The organism is Haemophilus haemolyticus, from assembly GCF_003490595.1.
GTDB lineage: Bacteria > Pseudomonadota > Gammaproteobacteria > Enterobacterales > Pasteurellaceae > Haemophilus > Haemophilus haemolyticus_L.
In genome coordinates this window covers 112,394-132,288 of sequence record NZ_QQGY01000002.1, presented here as the reverse complement: position 1 = coordinate 132,288, position 19,895 = coordinate 112,394, and the positions used below count along the sequence as shown (strand labels likewise).

Below are 19,895 nucleotides of genomic sequence, written 5' to 3'. Positions count from 1 at the left end.
TGAGCTTATTTTCTCTCAGATTTTTTAAGATTTCGGCTGGTTAGAAAGTAATATGCCAATACGGAAATCGCGACACATGCCCCCATCGTAAAGAGCATTGGTGCGGCAGTATCCATTTTCATTGACGCAACTAAACTTCCCACAATTGCACCCACTGCAAAACGTACGCTACCAATCAAAGAATTTGCTGTTCCCGCCATTTGAGGACATCTTTCTAAAGCTGATGCCATTGCATTTGATGAAATCACTGGATTTGGACCGACGAAAAAGGCGACGCCAATTGCCATTGGCCAAAAACCGAGATCTAAAAGTGCGGTCAAAATTAGCCACATTCCAGAAAGGAATTGAATTGCGAGGGCTATCCGTAACATTGTTTCTGCACCCACTTTAGTGACAAATCGGCTATTCAAAAAGGAGGCAAAGATCATCGTAACGATATTCATCATAAAGAAATAACCGAACTGATCGACGGGAACGCCATAAATGCCGATATATACAATTGATCCTGCCGTCACAAAAGCAAACAACCCACCAAAGCTAAAAGAGGCGGCAAACATATAGCCAAGCACTTCTTTTTGCTTCCAAAGCAGAAGGAAATTGCGAGCGATAATATTTAAGCGCAGCGGAATGCGATTTTCTTTTTTATGGGTTTCTGGAATGATGAAAAAGACCAATGCAGCGGCTAATAATCCCACAAGCGAAATAACGTAAAAAATCGCATGCCAATGGAAAAATTTAACGATGTAACCACCAATAATTGGCGCAACTAAAGGTGCAAGCATAAATACTAATGTGATGGTGGACATCACTTTAGATAGCTGATCTTTACTAAATAAATCACGCAATAATGCGCCGGAAAGCACAATAGGTGCGGCACCAAAGAAACCTTGCACAAAACGAAGTGCGGTGAAATTTCCGACTGAATTTATTTCGGTGAGTACTAAAGCTGTTAGTGCGCCTACAATGACACCGAGTAAAATAATTGGTTTTCGTCCGAAACTATCACCAAAAGGCCCCCAGAAAAGCTGACCAAACGCCATACCGTAGGCAAAAGAGGTTAGTGTATGTTGTACTTGTTCTGGACTTACCTCGAGATCTTTTGCAATTTCTAAAAAAGACGGCAAATACATATCCACGCCAAAAGGCGGTAACATAGAGAGAATGCCGAGGGTAAGAATAAAGATGAAAGTCGATTTTTGTTGATTCATATTATTTTACCAAACTTTCAATTTCGCTTTGAGTCAATGAGCGGTATTCCCCTTCATCTAAGGATTGATCCAACACTACATTACCAATTTTCCAGCGATGTAATCCAACGACTTTATTCCTAAGTGCGGCAAACATACGTTTTACTTGATGATAGCGACCTTCAGAAATGGTTAGATTTACATTGTAATCATCTAAAATTTCTAATTTTGCTGGTTTAGTGGGTTCTTTTTCTCCACGTAATAAAATGCCTTCCGCACAAGCCGCTGCATAATTTTCTTCTACGGGATCAGCTAAAGTTACCAAATAGGTTTTTTCACAATGATGTTTTGGGGATGTGATGCGATGTGACCATTGTCCATCATCGGTAAGCAATACGAGGCCTGTTGTATCTACATCTAAGCGACCCGCGCTATGTAATTTTCCAGCCAAAGGATAATCGAAAAATTGATAAATTGTTGGATAGTCGCCGTCATCATTAGAACAAACACAGCCTTGTGGTTTATTCAACATAAAATACTGACCTTCTTCGACCCAAGTTAATAATTCATCTTCAAAATAAATTTCGTCTTCTTGTGAAATTTGTACTGAACCACTTTTGACAATTTCGCCATTAATTTTTACCGCACTTTGACGGATTGCTTTCGTTGCTTGAGAACGCGTTAAGCCCGTATTTTCAGCAATAAATTTATCTAATCTCATTATGTTTTCTCTTATTAAAATTCGCTAGGCATTTTACAGGTTTTTGCTTTTAGAACGAAACAAAAAAGGCTGCAATACAGCCTTTATCTATTAAGCTTGGTTAAACCACTTCACATAATCAAATTGGTCGTAATATTTTTTCCCATCCCAGCCAGAAAATTCAAAAATATCGCCCACCTGATTTTGCGTCTCGAAGTCTTTTATATAATAAGCCGATTTAAAAGCAGGGTAGGGCTTGTGAGTAAAAATCACTTTATTTTTGAAAGGGAGTTGATCAAAAAGTTGAATGTCTTTTTCGGTTACACCATCTCGATCTGTCATCATAATAAAAAGATTGTCTAAATTCATTCGTGACGTGCGAAGTTGCCATTTTTCATTGGCTTCTTGCTCACTATGATAGTGCATAAAATGAATTTCAAGATCGGCAAGTTTTCCTACTGGATAACTTTTTTCTGTTTGTACGAATGTGAGAGGTTGAGTACGGTAGAAATCCATATTTTGTAAATAACGCAAAAAATCCTGTGGCGAGAGATAGAGATTTACAAAAGGGGAATTAAACGGTTGGTGCAAATCATGTAAGATAAAAGCACCCACGCAATTGGCAGAAATGACAGTCATGCCTTGATTTGTTAGTTTACGTTGCAGAGTGCGATTAATGAAAAATCTTTGGTATTTATTCACCGCACTTTTGATTTTTTGAAATGGATTCATTTTCTCATCCTTTATGCTTTTGTTGCGAAAATCCTACCTTTTTTGCTGAAAAATGAAAAGTCTGGCTAATGCCTCGCATCAAAAAAATTTTGTTATAAAGTTGTGAAAATTTGCAGTTCGTCACAATTTTTTGAATAAAAAACAGATATAATCGACGCAATATTTCAATCCTGTCTCAAGAAAATGGAGCACTTATTATGACCGAACAATTACGTCAAGCAGCCTTAGATTTCCACGAATTTCCAATTCCTGGAAAAATTGAAGTTACCCCAACAAAATCACTCGCAACACAACGCGATTTAGCCTTAGCTTATTCACCAGGTGTGGCAGAGCCTTGTTTAGAAATTGAAAAAGATCCTGCTGCCTCTTACAAATATACAGCACGTGGAAATTTAGTGGCGGTGATTTCCAATGGTACAGCGGTGCTTGGACTTGGCAATATTGGCGCGCTTGCGGGCAAACCGGTAATGGAAGGAAAGGGCGTATTGTTCAAAAAATTCGCGGGTATCAATGTATTTGATATTGAAGTGAATGAACATGATCCCGATAAACTTGTCGATATTATTGCTTCGTTAGAGCCGACTTTCGGTGGGGTAAATTTAGAAGATATTAAAGCACCGGAATGTTTCTATATTGAACAAAAATTGCGTGAGCGAATGAATATTCCAGTATTCCATGATGACCAACATGGAACAGCGATCATCAGTGCTGCCGCGATCATCAATTCTCTTCGTATTGTAGGTAAAAAAATTGAAGATGTTCGACTTGTGGCATCTGGTGCAGGCGCTGCATCTATTGCGTGCTTGAACTTGTTGGTTTCTTTAGGTATGAAACGTGAAAATATCACGGTTTGCGACTCGAAAGGCGTGGTATATAAAGGTCGTGATGACAAAATGGATCAAACCAAAAAAGATTATGCAATTGAAGATAATGGCTGGCGTAAACTTGGCGATGCGATTCCAAATGCAGATATTTTCTTAGGTTGTTCTGCGGCTGGTGCGCTTACACAAGATATGGTAAAAACCATGGCTGCGCATCCAATTATTCTTGCTTTGGCTAACCCAAATCCTGAAATTACCCCGCCAGAAGCGAAAGCGGTTCGTCCTGATGCGATTGTATGTACAGGCCGTTCTGATTATCCAAACCAAGTAAATAACGTGCTTTGTTTCCCATTTATTTTCCGTGGCGCATTAGATGTGGGCGCAACCACTATTAATGAAGAAATGAAGCGTGCGGCAGTTTATGCCATCGCTGACCTTGCATTAGAAGAGCAAAACGAAGTTGTAACTTCAGCTTACGGTGGTGAAGGCGCGACTTTTGGTACAGATTATGTGATTCCTCGCCCATTCGATCCTCGCTTAATTGTGCGTATCGCACCAGCGGTAGCAAAAGCTGCAATGGAATCTGGTGTGGCAACTCGTCCAATTCAAAATTGGGATGCTTATGTTGAAAAACTAACTCAGTTTGTTTACAAAACGAGCTTGTTTATGCGTCCTATTTTCAGCCAAGCAAAAGCGGCAAAACAACGCATTATTTTAGCGGAAGGGGAAGAAAATAAAGCATTGCATGCCACCCAAGAAGTAATTTCAATGGGCTTGGCAAATCCAATTTTAATTGGTCGCCGTAGCGTGATTGAAGAAAAAATTAAAAAACTTGGTTTGCGTTTAACTGCGGGTGTGGATTTTGAAATTGTGGATAACGAAGATAATCCTCGCTATGAAGAATGTTGGAAACATTACTACGAACTTACGAAACGTAAAGGCATTACACCTGCAATCGCAAAACGTGTCGTTCGTTCTAACACCACCGTATTAGCTTCTACATTGCTTAGCTTAGGTTATGCAGACGCTTTAGTATGTGGTTTATTTGGTTCATACGGAAAACACCTTGCATCTATTCGCGATATTATAGGCTTAAAAGACGGTGTGAAAACTGCTGCTGCGTTAAATAGCCTTGTACTACCGACTGGTAACGTATTCTTAACTGATACTCACGTAAATAGTAATCCAACAACAGAAGAATTAGCTGAAATTACCTTAATGGCAGCGGAAGAAATTCACCGTTTCGGTATTGAGCCTGCAGTTGCATTGCTTTCTCATTCTAATTTTGGTTCATCTAATTCATTAGGTGCACCAAAAATGCGAGAAGTGTTACAGATCGTCAAAGAGCGTAATCCGCACTTAATGATCGATGGTGAAATGCGTGGCGATTTAGCGATGAATGAAGCTCATAGAAAAGAAGTTATGCCTGATAGCCCATTGAAAGGAAGCGCAAATTTATTAGTGTTCCCTGATTTGAGTTCATCACGTATTAGTTATAGCCTATTGCGCGGCACCACTACGGCAATTACTGTTGGCCCGATCTTAATGGGTATGAACAAATCTGCGCATATTCTTAATCCAGGGGCGTCTGTTCGCCGTATTATTAATATGATTGCCTATGCTGCGGTGAAAGCACAACAAGAGTAATTGAAAAAGTGCGGTAAATTTTTATTAAATTTCCGCCGTTTACTTAACAAAGCCTCGATTTTTTGGGGCTTTATCTTTATTGAATCGGATTACTTAAAACAGTACTACACAGAATTTGGCATATTGTTTACATTTGAGATTAAGTAAAACTATGCGAAAATTGACCGCACTTTAAGACTTTTGTCATGTCGAAAAGGAACCGACCGATAGACAGTTGCCTATCTTTCTTTAATTTAATACGGCTTGGATGCCGTTGCATTAGTGGTTTTTACAATGAAAAAAGCGCATTCCCCTTTATTCCCCATCTTCACCTTCGTGTTGATTAATCTCATCATCCTTTCCTTATCCCGTTTGGGACTTGCTGTATGGCAATCAGAGCGTGTATCCGCCGTAGATGGCTGGTTGCAATTATTTTTGCAAGGCGTACGAATGGATGTTGTGGCACTCTGTTATTTATTTGGCGTACCTGCATTGCTCACAACGTTGTTCCATAGCAGTAAGGTTTGGGTAAAAATTTTACGCATTTGGCTAACCCTTGGTAGCGTGTTCATTATCTTTATGGAAATTGCCACACCTGCCTTTATTGAAACCTACGATTACCGTCCAAATCGTTTATTTATTGAATACCTGATTTATCCGAAAGAAGTTTTTTCAATGCTTGCGGAAGGGCATTTAAGTGCGGTGATTTTTTGCCTTGTTTTCACGATCTTAGCTGCCGTGATTTATTGGAAAATTTCTGGTTGGGCAGTCAAAAATTTACGTTCAATGAGTTGGAAATTTCGCCCTGTAATTGCTTTGCTTGTGATTGTCGTGAGCTTCCTTGGGGCGCGTTCAAGTTTTCAACACCGTGGTATAAATCCTGCTATGGTGGCATTTTCTTCTGATGCGTTAGTGAATTCTTTGGTGCTTAATTCGGGCTATTCCGTCATTTATGCGGCACAGCAATTTAAAGATGAAGAAAAATCTTCAGAAATGTACGGAAAAATGGATGCAGATGAAATGTTTCGTATTGTTAAAGCCAGCCGTGGCCGTCCAGAAAGTGATTACATTTCAGATAAATACCCAACTTTAACGAAAAATGTCGCGACTTATCAGGGTAAACCTAAAAATATCGTGATTTTGCTACAAGAAAGTCTCGGCGCTCAGTTTATTGGTACACTCGGTGGCAAACCACTTTCTCCAAATGTGGATCAGCTCGCAAAAGAAGGATGGTTATTTGAAAATCTTTATGCAACAGGCACACGTTCAGTACGTGGTATTGAAGCAACAACAGCAGGTTTTACGCCAACGCCGGCTCGTGCAGTGGTAAAACTTAATAATGCCCAAAGTGGTTTCTTTACTATTGCGGATTTATTACATAAACAAGGCTATAACACTTCCTTTATTTATGGTGGCGAAAAGCACTTCGACAATATGGCGAGCTTTTTCTATGGCAATGGCTTTAAAGATATTTGGGATCAACAAGATTATCAGAATCCAAAATTTACCGGCACTTGGGGAGTGAGTGATGAGGATTTATTTGATAAAGCCAATGAAACTTTCACGAAATTACAAAATGAAGGTAAACCGTTTTTTAGTTTAGTGTTTAGCTCCAGCAATCACGATCCATTTGAATATCCAGATGGCAAAATTGAGCTTTATGAGCAACCAAAAGCCACTCGTAATAACGCAGCAAAATATGCGGATTATGCGTTAGGTCATTTCTTTAAAATGGCAAAACAGTCTAATTATTGGAAAGATACGATTTTCTTAATTGTTGCGGATCACGATTCTCGTGTAGGCGGAGCAAGTCTTGTACCAATTAAGCATTTCCATATTCCAGCTTTGATTCTTGGTGATGGCATTACGCCACGCCGTGATAGCCGTCTTGTGAGCCAAATTGATATGCCAACTACATTGCTTTCTTTAGCAGGCGTAAGTGGCAATTATCCAATGATTGGCTTTGATTTAACGCAAGATGTAAACCCAGATCGTGCCTTTATGCAATATGATCAAACTCAAGCAATGATGAAAGGCAATAATGATGTGGTGATTCAAATGCCAAATAAAGCGGCGCAAGGTTATCATTATGATAAAGCTTCAGAAACTTTAACGCCAAAAGAGGTGCCTGATGCAATGAAAAAAGAGGCATTAGCTCACGCTTTATTAGGCAGTTATTTATATAAAAATCGCTTGTATTCTTCAGGTGAAAACAAATAAACGGAACGCCAGCTTAAGCTGGCGTTTTTTTAGTTTTCAAAAACAAACTGCTCACGCAATTGATGTAATTGATCGCGAATTGCTGCGGCTTTTTCAAATTCCAAATCTTGTGCAAATTTATACATTTGTTGTTCCAGTTTTTTGATTTGTTGTTGATATTCTTTGGCATTTTTCGGTGCATTATAAAGTGCGGTTGGTTCTGCTGCCATTTTTCCACGTTGTTTATTGGCTTTCGCTTTTTGGTTTGCACCTTGCCCAATATCTAACAATTCACCGACTTTCTTATTCAATGCTTGTGGCACAATGCCATGTTCTTCATTGTATTTTGTTTGTTTTTCACGACGACGATTGGTTTCAGTAATAGCTTTTTCCATCGATTTTGTGATGCTATCCGCATATAAAATTGCTTTACCATTTAAGTTTCGTGCAGCACGACCGATGGTTTGGATCAAAGAGCGTTCAGAACGTAAAAATCCTTCCTTATCTGCATCTAAAATCGCTACAAGAGAAACTTCCGGAATATCCAAACCTTCACGCAATAAGTTAATTCCAACCAATACATCAAATTCACCTAAACGCAAATCACGGATAATTTCCACACGCTCCACGGTATCAATATCAGAATGTAGATAACGCACACTAATCCCGTGTTCATCTAAATAATCCGTTAAATCTTCTGCCATTTTCTTGGTGAGTGTTGTCACTAAAACGCGCTCATTTTTATCCGCTCTTTGGCGAGCTTCGGAAAGTAAATCATCCACTTGAATTGAGACTGGACGAATTTCAATGAGCGGATCAAGCAAACCAGTTGGGCGAACCACTTGATCGATGATTTCACTGCCTGATTTTTCTAATTCATAAGGCCCTGGTGTTGCGGAAACATAAATGGTTTGTGGGGCTAAGCGTTCAAATTCCTCAAAGCGTAACGGACGATTATCCAAGGCGGACGGTAAACGGAAACCATATTCTACTAAGGTTTCTTTACGTGAACGGTCGCCACGATACATTCCACCAATTTGAGGCACCGTCACATGAGATTCATCAATAATTAAAATAGCATCAGAGGGCATATAATCAAATAATGTTGGTGGTGGCTCGCCCTCATTTCTTCCTGATAAATAGCGAGAGTAGTTTTCAATGCCCGAGCAGTAGCCCAATTCATTCATCATTTCAATATCAAATTGGGTTCGTTGGCTAATTCGTTGTTCTTCTAGAAGTTTGTGTTCTTTAATGAAGTATTCACGGCGTGATACCAGTTCTTTTTTGATGTTTTCTATCGCATCTAAAATACGTTCTCTTGGCGTCACATAGTGAGTTTTAGGATAGATCGTAAAACGTGGGACAGCACCAAAACTACTGCCAGTGAGCGGATCAAATAAACTTAAACGCTCGATTTCATCATCAAATAATTCAATACGCACCGCACGATCATCGGATTCCGCAGGGAAAATATCAATAATTTCGCCACGAACACGGAAAGTTCCACGCTGAAATGCTTGATCATTACGGGTATATTGCAATTCCGCTAACTTCGCTAAAATTTGGCGTTGATCGATAATGGCACCTTGTTGTAAATGCAACATCATTTGTAAATAGCTATCAGGATCGCCCAAACCATAAATTGCAGAAACGGAAGCCACCACGATGGTATCTCGACGTTCTAAAAAAGATTTCGTCGCAGAAAGACGCATTTGTTCGATTTGATCATTAATGGATGCATCTTTTTCAATAAAGGTATCACTGCTGGGCACATAGGCTTCTGGCTGATAATAATCATAGTAAGACACAAAATATTCCACCGCATTTTCTGGAAAGAAGGCTTTCATTTCTGCATAAAGCTGGGCGGCAAGTGTTTTATTTGGTGCAAGTAACATTGCGGGGCGATTTAATTGAGCAATTACATTGGCGATAGTAAATGTCTTCCCCGAGCCTGTTACACCGAGCAAAGTTTGATGTGCCAATCCATCTGTTAAGTTTTCAGCTAATTTTTCGATAGCTTGTGGCTGATCGCCAGAAGGACGAAAGTCGGAATGCAGAATGAACGGTTTTGTGTTGATTTTTTCAGACATAAAGTGCGGTCAGTTTTTTCATAGTTTTGAATAATGTCTATTTTAGCATATTTAATGTGTAAAATTGATCAGGCAAAAATCTAAGTTTTACACAGACTTAGCGATGTCAAGAGGAATATGTCACAAATTCATAAAAAAAACTTTAATTTTTTACTAGACAAAATATAACCTATTGATTTTAAATTAAAATTTAATTTTAGGCTAATCTGTAATCAAGATCGAATAATCCTTGTAAGAACAAGGGATCCGCAAAATTTTAAAAAGTTAATCCACAAAGTTATCCACAGGCTCTGTGGATAGAAAAAAGAGAGGATTCTGATAAAAATAAAGCCCATCAACATGATGGGCTCAAAATCTTTTGGTTGCTAATTTAGAATTTGTAAAAGGAGACAAACAAACTCTAAACCAAAAGAAAAATTGGCTCCTCCTGCTGGACTTGAACCAGCGACATATGGATTAACAGTCCACCGTTCTACCGACTGAACTAAGGAGGAATAAACTTTGTATCACAAGGAACAGGGCGCGCATTTTAATGAGGAGAAAACCTCTTGTCAACAAAAAACTATAGTAATTTAGAACCAATTTACACATCATCTATTTAAACTAAATATTTCTCATATTTTTAACACCTTATCTTTACAAATCTTTACAAAAAAACAATGGTTATATCACCATTAATATGGCAGAATGCAGCGTTTTTCTTAGATGGCATAAATATATCTAAACGTATTTAACACGTAGAATTTAATTTATTGAGGATTATTAATGAACCGAATATTTAAAGTTATTTGGAATAAAACAACACAAAGAACAGAAGTAGTATCTGAACTAGCTAGAGGCATGGCTAAATCCTCTTCTAACTCTGTGGTCAATGCAATTAAATCAGTTAAACCAGTTTTAAAACTTTCTCTACTCTCAATTTGCTTGGGATATCCAACCTGGGCAATGGCAGCAACAGGTGCTGAAAATGGAACTGTTAAGTATGGCGATTATGGGATTGCTATTGGCGGTTATAATGGTGGTGCACAAGTTGGTCCTAAGCCCAAAGAGGGAAATAGAGTTGCAGCGGTTGGTAATAGACAAATTTCTATTGGACACGATAAATTAGTTGCCTCTGGTAATAACAGTATCGTTATTGGCACTGATTATGGACATGCTAACGCTTGGGGGTTAACTTATAGACAAGGTGGTACTCAAGGTTTTAATACAGTTGGAATTGGTGCCGGGGCACAATCTATCGGGCTTAATGCATTAGCGTTAGGGGCTGCATCAGGTAGTGGAGTGGGATACCAAGGGTATGATGATGCTGTCTATCTTGGTTCATTCTCTCGTATTGCACCAAAAGGCTTAGGACAAAGCTATACTGATGCTCAGATTAATAATTTAAATAATACCTACGTTACAGCGGTTGAGGCATTCAATCAAAACCAAAATGAAAACACTTTAAATGCGGTTAAAGAAGCAGGAAGAAAAATAAACAATGCTGCATTAAATAAAGTAGAAGGGATGACTATCAAATCTAATGTTAATCATCCAACTATAGCAGATAAATTTGCGATAGAAAATAAACAAGTTACTCAAGTTAATGGTTCTTCTGGTACTACAACCGTTTCTATTCTTTCTGTAGGTGGCAAAGATGGTAATAATACGATGTATCGCCAAATTCAAAACGTGGCTGCAGGTCGTATTGCTTCTGACAGTAACGATGCGGTAACCGGTTCACAACTTTACTATGTGAGAAATTATACTGGTTGGAATATTGGGCATTATGATGATGCAACAAAAGCTAACACGACAACAGGGCGCGTTAATAATGATCATACGGTTATATTTAAACCGGGTGACTACACAGATGTGTATACAACCTTAGACTCAACCAATCAAAGCACGGTAGGTATTGAAGTTAAAACAGCTAGTCTAAGTACAGAGAAGGCAAATGGTAAAATTTCAAAGGTTGTTATAACAGAACCTATTGGCACAGATGCAAACAAGACCGTTGCAAAAACAGCAGGTGTAAAATCCGTATTAGATGACTTTAATGAAATTAAAGCGGATAAAGTAGATATCATGGGATATTCGCATGTTAATGAAACTGATGCGGATAAGGTTACAGAAAATCGTATTATTACAGCTAAAAATTGGGATAATCAGTTTAACAATAACAACGGCACATATCATGAATCAGCTGGAGCACAAGGAAACAGGGCTATTACCTCAGGCGTAAGAGCTAATGCATTAGCAAACGATTCTATTGCAATTGGTTCACTTGCTAATGTAAATAATAACTGGGGAAATCAAGTGGTTGCAGCTGAACGTTCTATTGCAATTGGTCGTGAGGCAACAGTAAATGCTGGAAAAGATTCTATTGCTATGGGGTCGGGAGCACAAATTTTACATAGCGACGCAACAACACTTAATGCAAATAATGCTATTGCAATTGGTAATTTAGCTAAAGTAGATCAAGCAAGTAATGCGATTGCATTAGGTAATAAGGCTAGTATAGGGGGTAATTATTCTTCTAATGGTGTATGGAAGGCTTCAGATAATAGTATTGCTATAGGTAATGAAACAACAGTTTCACGTGAAAACTCTGTTGGTATTGGTACAAACGTAACCGTCGCACGTGAAAATTCTGTTGTTATTGGTCAAAATGCAAGCGCAACTAAAGAAAGGGTTGTCGCCATTGGTGCATATGCAACAGCAGGAGGCGATAGAACTGTAGCAATTGGTCCAGAAGCAACAGCCAATGGCTCAAGATCTATTGTGATTGGTGGTATTGGTGATGCAAAAGCGACTGCAGAGAAAGACTACTCCATTGTTATCGGTAATGGCGCGCAAGCAACAGATAATGCAACATATTCTGTTACTTTAGGTAACAATGCTAAAACAGCTGGAGCGACAGGGATTAGTATCGGTGATCGTGCTCAAGTGGTAGCGTCTGCAGCAAATGGGATTGCATTAGGTCAAAGTGCAAAAGCAAATAATGCAGGCGATATTGCCATTGGTCAATCTTCAAGTACATCGACCAAACATACAGTAAGTGATATCAAAATTGGTGATGCAACCTTATCTAAAGGCGTTCTTGCAACCGATAATGGCACTGTAAGTTTTGGTAATGACAATATTAAACGCCAGATTCAAAATGTTGGAGCTGGTGAAATCTCTGAGACATCTAGTGATGTAGTTACTGGTTCACAACTTTATCATGTAATCAAAGCTGCCGATGAAATTGCTAAAACGGAATATAAGTTCCAAGTAAATGGCTCGGATATTAAAACTATGAGTAACAAAGGCACATCAGCAGTTAATAATGCTAATAATGTGCTTAATTTCAAAGCTGGCGATGGGTTAGATGTTGCATATGAAAATGCTGCAGTAACTTACAAATTAAATGAGGATTCTAAACAAGCAATTGCAGATGCTAAAACCGCGGCAACCACCGTAACTAATAAGCTCCAAGAGATCAATCAATCTGTTGCACGAGCAGAAACAGCTGCATCAGCAGCAGCAAGCTCAGCAACTGCAGCAAGCACGTCTGCATCAGCAGCAAATAGCTCAGCGACAGCGGCTTCAACTTCTGCATCGGCAGCGGCCAGCTCAGCAACGGCAGCAAGCACATCTGCATCGGCAGCAAATAGCTCAGCAACGGCAGCAAGCACGTCTGCATCAGCAGCAAATAGCTCAGCGACAGCGGCTTCAACTTCTGCATCGGCAGCGGCCAGCTCAGCAACGGCAGCTTCAACTTCTGCATCAGCAGCAAATAGCTCAGCAACGGCAGCAAGCACGTCTGCATCAGCAGCGAATAGCTCAGCGACGGCAGCAAGCACATCTGCATCTGCAGCAGGCTCATCTGCAACCGCAGCAAGCACATCTGCATCAGCAGCGGCCAGCTCTGCAACCGCAGCTTCAACGTCTGCATCAGCAGCAAATAGCTCAGCAACGGCGGCAAGCACATCTGCATCAGCAGCGAACAGCTCAGCAACCGCAGCTTCAACGTCTGCATCAGCAGCAAATAGCTCAGCAACCGCGGCATCAAGCTCTGCTTCAGCAGCGAACAGCTCAGCAACGGCAGCATCAACTTCTGCATCAGCAGCGAACAGTTCAGCAACGGCAGCTTCAACGTCTGCTTCAGCAGCAAATAGCTCAGCAACGGCGGCAAGCACATCTGCATCAGCAGCGAACAGCTCTGCAACGGCAGCAAGCACGTCTGCATCAGCAGCAAATAGCTCAGCGACAGCAGCAAGCACATCTGCATCGGCAGCGAACAGCTCTGCAACCGCAGCTTCAACGTCTGCATCAGCAGCAAATAGCTCAGCAACGGCGGCAAGCACATCTGCATCAGCAGCGAACAGCTCTGCAACGGCAGCAAGCACATCTGCATCAGCAGCAAATAGCTCAGCAACGGCAGCAAGCACATCTGCATCAGCAGCGAACAGCTCAGCAACCGCAGCTTCAACGTCTGCATCAGCAGCAAATAGCTCAGCAACGGCAGCAAGTACATCTGCATCAGCAGCGAACAGCTCAGCAACCGCAGCTTCAACGTCTGCATCAGCAGCAAATAGCTCAGCAACCGCGGCTTCAACTTCTGCATCAGCAGCAAATAGCTCTGCAACGGCAGCAAGCACATCTGCATCAGCAGCAAATAGCTCAGCAACCGCAGCTTCAACGTCTGCTTCAGCAGCGAACAGCTCAGCAACCGCAGCGTCAACGTCTGCATCAGCAGCAAATAGCTCAGCGACAGCAGCAAGCACGTCTGCTTCAGCAGCGGACAGCTCTGCAACGGCGGCTTCAACTTCTGCATCAGCAGCAAATAGCTCAGCAACGGCAGCAAGTACATCTGCATCAGCAGCAAATAGCTCAGCAACCGCAGCTTCAACGTCTGCATCAGCAGCAAATAGCTCAGCAACGGCGGCTTCAACTTCTGCATCAGCAGCAAATAGCTCAGCAACGGCAGCAAGCACGTCTGCATCAGCAGCAAATAGCTCCGCAACGGCAGCAAGCACGTCTGCATCAGCAGCAAATAGCTCAGCAACGGCAGCTTCAACTTCTGCATCAGCAGCAAATAGCTCCGCAACGGCAGCTTCAACTTCTGCATCAGCAGCGAACAGTTCAGCAACGGCAGCTTCAACGTCTGCTTCAGCAGCAGGTTCATCTGCGACAGCAGCTTCAACGTCTGCATCAGCAGCAAATAGCTCCGCAACGGCAGCTTCAACGTCTGCATCAGCAGCAAATAGCTCCGCAACCGCTGCAAGCACATCTGCATCAGCAGCGAACAGCTCAGCAACAGCGGCAAGCACGTCTGCATCAGCAGCGAACAGCTCAGCAACAGCAGCGTCAACGTCTGCATCAGCAGCAAATAGCTCAGCAACGGCGGCAAGCACGTCTGCTTCAGCAGCGAACAGCTCAGCAACAGCGGCAAGCACGTCTGCATCAGCAGCGAACAGCTCAGCAACAGCAGCGTCAACGTCTGCATCAGCAGCAAACAGCTCAGCAACCGCAGCAAGCTCTTCAGCGTCTGCAGCAAGCAGCTCAGCGACAGCAGCGAGTGATTCAGCGTCTGCAGCAAGCAGCTCTGCAACCGCAGCGAGTGATTCAGCTTCAGCAGCAAGCAGCTCAGCAACGGCAGCAAGTTCTTCTGCATCAGCAGCAAATAGCTCAGCAACCGCGGCATCAAGCTCTGCTTCAGCAGCGAACAGCTCAGCAACCGCAGCAAGCACTTCTGCATCAGCAGCGAACAGCTCAGCAACGGCAGCAAGCACTTCTGCATCAGCAGCGAATAGCTCAGCAACCGCAGCAAGCACATCTGCATCAGCAGCAAATAGCTCCGCAACCGCAGCGTCAACTTCTGCTTCAGCAGCGAACAGCTCCGCGACAGCGGCAAGCACATCTGCATCAGCAGCAAATAGCTCCGCGACAGCGGCAAGCACGTCTGCATCAGCAGCAAACAGCTCAGCAACAGCAGCAAGCACATCTGCATCAGCAGCGAATAGCTCAGCAACCGCGGCAAGCACTTCTGCATCAGCAGCGAACAGCTCAGCAACGGCAGCAAGCTCTTCTGCTTCAGCAGCGAATAGCTCTGCAACCGCAGCAAGCTCTTCAGCCTCAGCAGCAAATAGCTCTGCAACGGCGGCAAGTTCATCAGCATCAGCAGCACAAAGCTCTGCTCAACGTATCGAGGATTCTGGTTTAATCAGTAAAGATGGTAAAACTGCCTTTGCTGCTGATAACACCAGTAATCGTGATAGTGCTGAAGCAAAAGGTAAGGATGCAACGGCAATGGGATACGGTTCAAAAGCAAGTGGTGAAAACACAACAGCTTTAGGAAACAATTCTCAAGCATCAGCGCAGAATGCGACAGCAATTGGTCAAGGAGCAAAAGCGAAAGCAGAAAATTCAGTTGCAATTGGACAAGGATCTGTAGCAAACGAAAAAGATACTGTATCGGTAGGTAATGATGGTTCAAATGGTCAACCTATTGTAAATCGCCGTATTACTAACGTTGCAACGCCTATTCACAATACAGATGCAGTAAATAAACAGTATGTTGATAACTCAGTAAATTCAGTTCGTAATGAATTGAAACAAACTGATAAGAAACTTCGTGGAGGTATTGCTGGTGCTGTTGCAATGGCTAATATTCCTACTGTAAACCGTGCTGGAGGTACAATGATTGGCTTAGGAATCGGTAACTTTAAAGGTCAAAATGCAGTGGCTGTTGGTATGAGCAAATCAAGTGATAACAACCGTATCCACTTTAAAGTAAGCGGCTCTGCGACCAGTTCGGGAGATTATGCTGTTGGTGGTGGAATTGGCTATCAATGGTAATCTATTCTAAATCATAATGAGGAAATCACTCTGGGAAACCAGAGTGATTTTATTATGTACTTTGCATATAAAATAAATAATCTTAATGCCTTGTAAAACTCTTTATATAGTAAACCTAAACAGGAGATATCATGAAAAAATATAAAATTGGAATTACATTTAATTTAGAAGCTAAAGTTACAGATATTTGGGCAAATGGTGCGAACCAAAATGTCATTCATCTTTATCATTTGTTTCAACATTCCGACATTGTGGATGATGTGGTTTTAGTATCTTGGGGGCCAGAGAAAAGAACAACGCCTCCAGATGGGTTTATGTTGAATGATCTGGACTTAAAGTTTGCTTATATTAATGATGTGATTGATGAATTGGATGTGTTAATTGAAGGGACTCTTAGTATTGAACCTGCGCTTAGTAATAAAATGCATGAACATGGCGGGAAAGTTGTTTGTTATAAAATGGGGCCTGATTACATCATGGATATTGAAAACTTCATTTTTAATCAGCCTGCTGGTCGTGTATTTAATGGAAGTAAGTTTGATAGTATCTGGTTAATTCCACAAAATGAAAATACTTGCCGCTCTTATTTTTCTATTATGTTTGAGTGTGATGCACATGTTGTTCCAGCAATTTGGGCACCTACATTTTGTGATATTGTAATTAAAAGGTTAAAAGAAAAGCATGGAATTGAATTTGGCTATAAGCCGAATAAAGATCGTAAAAAATGGCGAATTGCGAACTTTGAGCCAAATATTTTTATTTTCAAAAATTGTTTTACTCCTATTTTAATTGCAGAACAAGCTTATCGACAAGCGCCTGATAAAATTAAGCATGTTTATATTACGAATGTTTATCATAAAAAAGATCACCCTATTATGTTTAATTTTATTGGGAGAACGAAGGTATTGAAAGATGGAATTCTGACCGTAGAAGGGCGTTATCAAATGCCAGATTTCTTGTCTCGTTACACGGATATAGTGCTTGCTCATCAATGGGAAAATGGCTTGAATTATGCTTATAATGATGCGTTGTATGGCGGTTATCCATTTGTACATAATTCAACGCTATTACCTAAAGGCGTTGGATATTATTATGAAGGTTTTGATGCATTTCATGGTGCTAATGTTTTATTAAATGTGATTGATAATCATGATAAGAACCATGAGGAATATCAAAAACGTGCAAATGCATTTTTAGAGACTTTGTTACCAAGTAATCCTATCAACATTGCTATTTACGAGCGTGAAATTCAGCGCTTATTTGAAGAATAATATATAATTATGGTTATTTAACCACGCTTTTATCGTATAAAAACAAGGTGTATAAAATGAAACGATTAATTTTAACTGCTCTAGATGATAATAATAAAATATGGTTTGAAAATCTAATTCCTTTTATTCTCAGTTTGCGAAGAACTAATTATACAGGTGATATAGGTATCATTGACTATGGTTTATCAGAAGTTAAGAAAATATGTTTAAAAGAGCATAGTATCAAAATTTTTAAGCCTAGTTATGGTTGTAAAGAGTTGTTATTAGATAGACATATTTCTGCAGCTGATATTGCACAGAGTTATAGCTATGATCAAATTGCAGTATACGACTGTGATATTTGGTTTCCTTCTCATCATCTAGATATATTTGAACAGATTAAAAATGAAAAGAATCTTTATGCAACTTATGATGCGTGGCGTTGTACCTTTTTAGATAATTGTGTTGAATCTAAATTTAAAAAAACAGTTAGTGCCAAGATAGATGCTGTAGTTTCGAAAAATGGATATGTATGGCAAGTAGGAGTAATATTAGGATATAAAGAAGCTTGGTTATTATACAAACAGTATATTGAAGAACAATTGGATATCAAAAATTATCTAAATCTTATTTATGGTGTTGATACTACTTTATTCAATTTATATGCACTGGATTCTGAAAAAGTAAGTTTTATTCATCAAAAATATAATTGCCCGCCTGTTTGGGGAATTGAATTAAAACATAGCGAGGGGAATCTTGCTTTTTGGGTTAAAGAGGAAATCGTTCAAGGGATACATATAACAAGAAATCATCGTAATGATAAGATGTTAGCTTATCCTTATGTATTTGAAAGTTATTATCATCAGGAAGGAAAAAAATTTAACCTGAGAGAGAATAAAACCTTCAATATAATTAAGTCTTCTTTGACATGTTATCTTCCGACTAAAGAAAACCTCACATTAGAATTAACTCAAGCAAATGCAAATGGAGGACATTTTTCAAGTATTATATCTCAATCTAATGATGTTTATAAAACAGGTTGTTTAATGATAGCTGTGTCAGGAGATAGTTCATTTGCACTAAAGAATACACACAATCATTCTGTAAGATTAGAATTTTTCTGTGAAAAAATAATTGGTTTTGGATCATGTCTTTCAACATATTTTATTCGTGAGAATGGATATAAGTTTTCTCCTGAATTACAATCACTTTATTATGTTGATTTAGCATCAAATGAGGAAATCCAATTTTGTACTAAAGAATTGGATGTTGAAGGTAAGCGTATTCGCTGGGTTTTTGATAATTTGCGTTTAATTTAGCTATCTTTGCAAAGAGTTAGTAAAAATAAAATTCTTTGGGGCTGAACTAGATAACGACTAAAAATCCCATTTAGGTTAGAATAAACCAATGAGAAAAAGCCGCTTAAGTCAGCATACAGCTTGTTTCATCATTCGGGTGATTTGTTCAAAGTTCGGGCTTCGCGCTAAATCATAAGCAATAATTTCATTGTTAAATAAATCCTTAATAGGGGATAAATAGAGCTTGCCTTCAGCACACTTGAACTCGGTAATGTCGGTTGCCCATTTTTCATTAGGTTGTGTTGCCGTAAAATCGCGTTGTAACAGATTATCCTCAATATGCCCGACTTTACTTTGATAAGAACGATATTTTTGAGTCTTACATTTTCCTTTAAGCTCCAACCATTGCATAATACGTTGCACTTTTTTATGGTTAATTTTAATGGTTTCTATTAGCTTAAATGTCACACGGCGATAACCGTAGTTTCCGTGATTGTCGTTATAAATAGCAGCAATTTTTTGTGAGATTGCTACATTTTTATCGCTTTTTACTTTTAAATGGTAAAAGAAAACACTACGGGCCAATCCCATTAAATTAAGCAATATTTGAAGCGGAAAATGAACGCGTAATGCCTTTACGATAGTGGCTTTTTCTGCATTTTTTGTTGGTTGAACTCTTGCAACTTTTTTAGAATGGCATTCTCCGCTTCCAGCTTCAAAATCTGATATTTCAAACGTTCTTCTTTAGTTTTGGGCTTAGGTGGCATCTTAGGGTATTTCAGTTTCATGGTTGGACGACCTTTAGGTTTGGGGATTAAGCCGTTTATACCTTGTTTTTCAAAGGCTTGAAACCATTGACTAACAACGCCTGAATTGGCAATGCCAAAATGTAAGCAAGCGGCTTCTACAGAAAATGGCCCATTTTTAAGCTCTTGTATCACGTTAAGTGTAAATTCAGGTGAGTAATTTCGCTTCTTACCCAGCACAGCTAATCCATTGATTCCACTATGATTAAATTGGTTAATCTAATGTCGTAATGTTCTGCTGGTAAGTTGAAAATGCCTGCGGGTAAGTGAACGATTTTTACTATTTTGAAGATAAAATTCTATGGTTTGTTGTTTGAAAAGAAAATTGTATTTGCTCATAAAAAATCTGCACCTTAGTTAG

The 19,895-nt window shown here is 39.9% G+C and carries 9 protein-coding genes, 1 tRNA gene and 1 pseudogene; 5 read left to right on the top strand and 6 right to left on the bottom strand.

The genetic code is table 11. The annotated features are described in order from the left end of the window. Window positions 1-5: 5 nt before the first annotated feature. From DV415_RS02240 to DV415_RS02230, 3 genes are all read right to left on the bottom strand, one after another. On the bottom strand, window positions 6-1,208 hold the full coding sequence (locus DV415_RS02240; RefSeq protein WP_118791620.1) for a Bcr/CflA family multidrug efflux MFS transporter: 1,203 nt from the start codon (window positions 1,206-1,208) through the stop codon (window positions 6-8). Between the two features lies 1 nt (window position 1,209). Beyond that, entirely contained in the window at window positions 1,210-1,908 is a 699-nt protein-coding gene (gene rsuA / locus DV415_RS02235) for a 16S rRNA pseudouridine(516) synthase RsuA (protein WP_118791619.1), read from the bottom strand. A gap of 90 nt (window positions 1,909-1,998) precedes the next feature. After that, window positions 1,999-2,619 (bottom strand): DUF1919 domain-containing protein, encoded by a 621-nt coding sequence (locus tag DV415_RS02230; protein WP_118791618.1) that lies wholly within the window; start codon window positions 2,617-2,619, stop codon window positions 1,999-2,001. Window positions 2,620-2,816: 197 nt separating this feature from the next. Here DV415_RS02230 and DV415_RS02225 point away from each other — a divergent pair, with 197 nt between their 5' ends. Both DV415_RS02225 and DV415_RS02220 read left to right on the top strand, forming a co-directional pair. Further along, window positions 2,817-5,087: an NADP-dependent malic enzyme gene (locus DV415_RS02225; RefSeq protein ID WP_118791617.1), complete on the top strand. Its 2,271-nt coding sequence runs from the start codon at window positions 2,817-2,819 to the stop codon at window positions 5,085-5,087. Window positions 5,088-5,360: 273 nt separating this feature from the next. Continuing rightward, window positions 5,361-7,286 carry an LTA synthase family protein gene (locus DV415_RS02220; RefSeq protein WP_118791616.1) on the top strand — a complete coding sequence of 642 codons (1,926 nt, stop codon included), beginning with the start codon at window positions 5,361-5,363 and terminating at the stop codon, window positions 7,284-7,286. A gap of 29 nt (window positions 7,287-7,315) precedes the next feature. On the opposite strand, the gene uvrB is transcribed toward DV415_RS02220, so the two are convergent. Then, a complete protein-coding gene (uvrB, locus tag DV415_RS02215; protein ID WP_118791615.1) occupies window positions 7,316-9,355 on the bottom strand; it encodes an excinuclease ABC subunit UvrB in 2,040 nt (679 codons plus the stop codon). A 418-nt stretch (window positions 9,356-9,773) separates the two neighbouring features. Further along, window positions 9,774-9,849: transfer RNA gene (locus tag DV415_RS02210), tRNA-Asn, on the bottom strand. Between the two features lie 271 nt (window positions 9,850-10,120). On the opposite strand from DV415_RS02210, the gene DV415_RS02205 reads away from it, so the two are divergent. The 3 genes from DV415_RS02205 (at window position 10,121) to DV415_RS02195 (ending at window position 18,749) form a co-directional block, all read left to right on the top strand. Continuing rightward, window positions 10,121-16,180: a hypothetical protein gene (locus tag DV415_RS02205; protein ID WP_118794392.1), complete on the top strand. Its 6,060-nt coding sequence runs from the start codon at window positions 10,121-10,123 to the stop codon at window positions 16,178-16,180. A gap of 131 nt (window positions 16,181-16,311) precedes the next feature. After that, on the top strand, window positions 16,312-17,451 hold the full coding sequence (locus DV415_RS02200) for a DUF2827 family protein (protein WP_118790695.1): 1,140 nt from the start codon (window positions 16,312-16,314) through the stop codon (window positions 17,449-17,451). A gap of 56 nt (window positions 17,452-17,507) precedes the next feature. Further along, complete coding sequence (locus tag DV415_RS02195) at window positions 17,508-18,749, top strand: hypothetical protein (protein WP_118790697.1); 1,242 nt, start codon at window positions 17,508-17,510, stop codon at window positions 18,747-18,749. A 114-nt stretch (window positions 18,750-18,863) separates the two neighbouring features. Here the strand turns inward: DV415_RS02195 and DV415_RS02190 are convergent. Further along, window positions 18,864-19,873: pseudogene (locus DV415_RS02190) on the bottom strand (IS3 family transposase); the annotation flags it as partial. Between the last annotated feature and the right edge of the window lie 22 nt (window positions 19,874-19,895).

What these genes read in the sequence shown, in the direction of transcription:
- DV415_RS02240 (WP_118791620.1), bottom strand. Translation starts at nt 1,208, where the DNA reads ATGAATCAACAAAAATCGACTTTCATCTTTATTCTTACCCTCGGCATT.
- rsuA (WP_118791619.1), bottom strand. Translation starts at nt 1,908, where the DNA reads ATGAGATTAGATAAATTTATTGCTGAAAATACGGGCTTAACGCGTTCT.
- DV415_RS02230 (WP_118791618.1), bottom strand. Translation starts at nt 2,619, where the DNA reads ATGAATCCATTTCAAAAAATCAAAAGTGCGGTGAATAAATACCAAAGA.
- DV415_RS02225 (WP_118791617.1), top strand. Translation starts at nt 2,817, where the DNA reads ATGACCGAACAATTACGTCAAGCAGCCTTAGATTTCCACGAATTTCCA.
- DV415_RS02220 (WP_118791616.1), top strand. Translation starts at nt 5,361, where the DNA reads ATGAAAAAAGCGCATTCCCCTTTATTCCCCATCTTCACCTTCGTGTTG.
- uvrB (WP_118791615.1), bottom strand. Translation starts at nt 9,355, where the DNA reads ATGTCTGAAAAAATCAACACAAAACCGTTCATTCTGCATTCCGACTTT.
- DV415_RS02205 (WP_118794392.1), top strand. Translation starts at nt 10,121, where the DNA reads ATGAACCGAATATTTAAAGTTATTTGGAATAAAACAACACAAAGAACA.
- DV415_RS02200 (WP_118790695.1), top strand. Translation starts at nt 16,312, where the DNA reads ATGAAAAAATATAAAATTGGAATTACATTTAATTTAGAAGCTAAAGTT.
- DV415_RS02195 (WP_118790697.1), top strand. Translation starts at nt 17,508, where the DNA reads ATGAAACGATTAATTTTAACTGCTCTAGATGATAATAATAAAATATGG.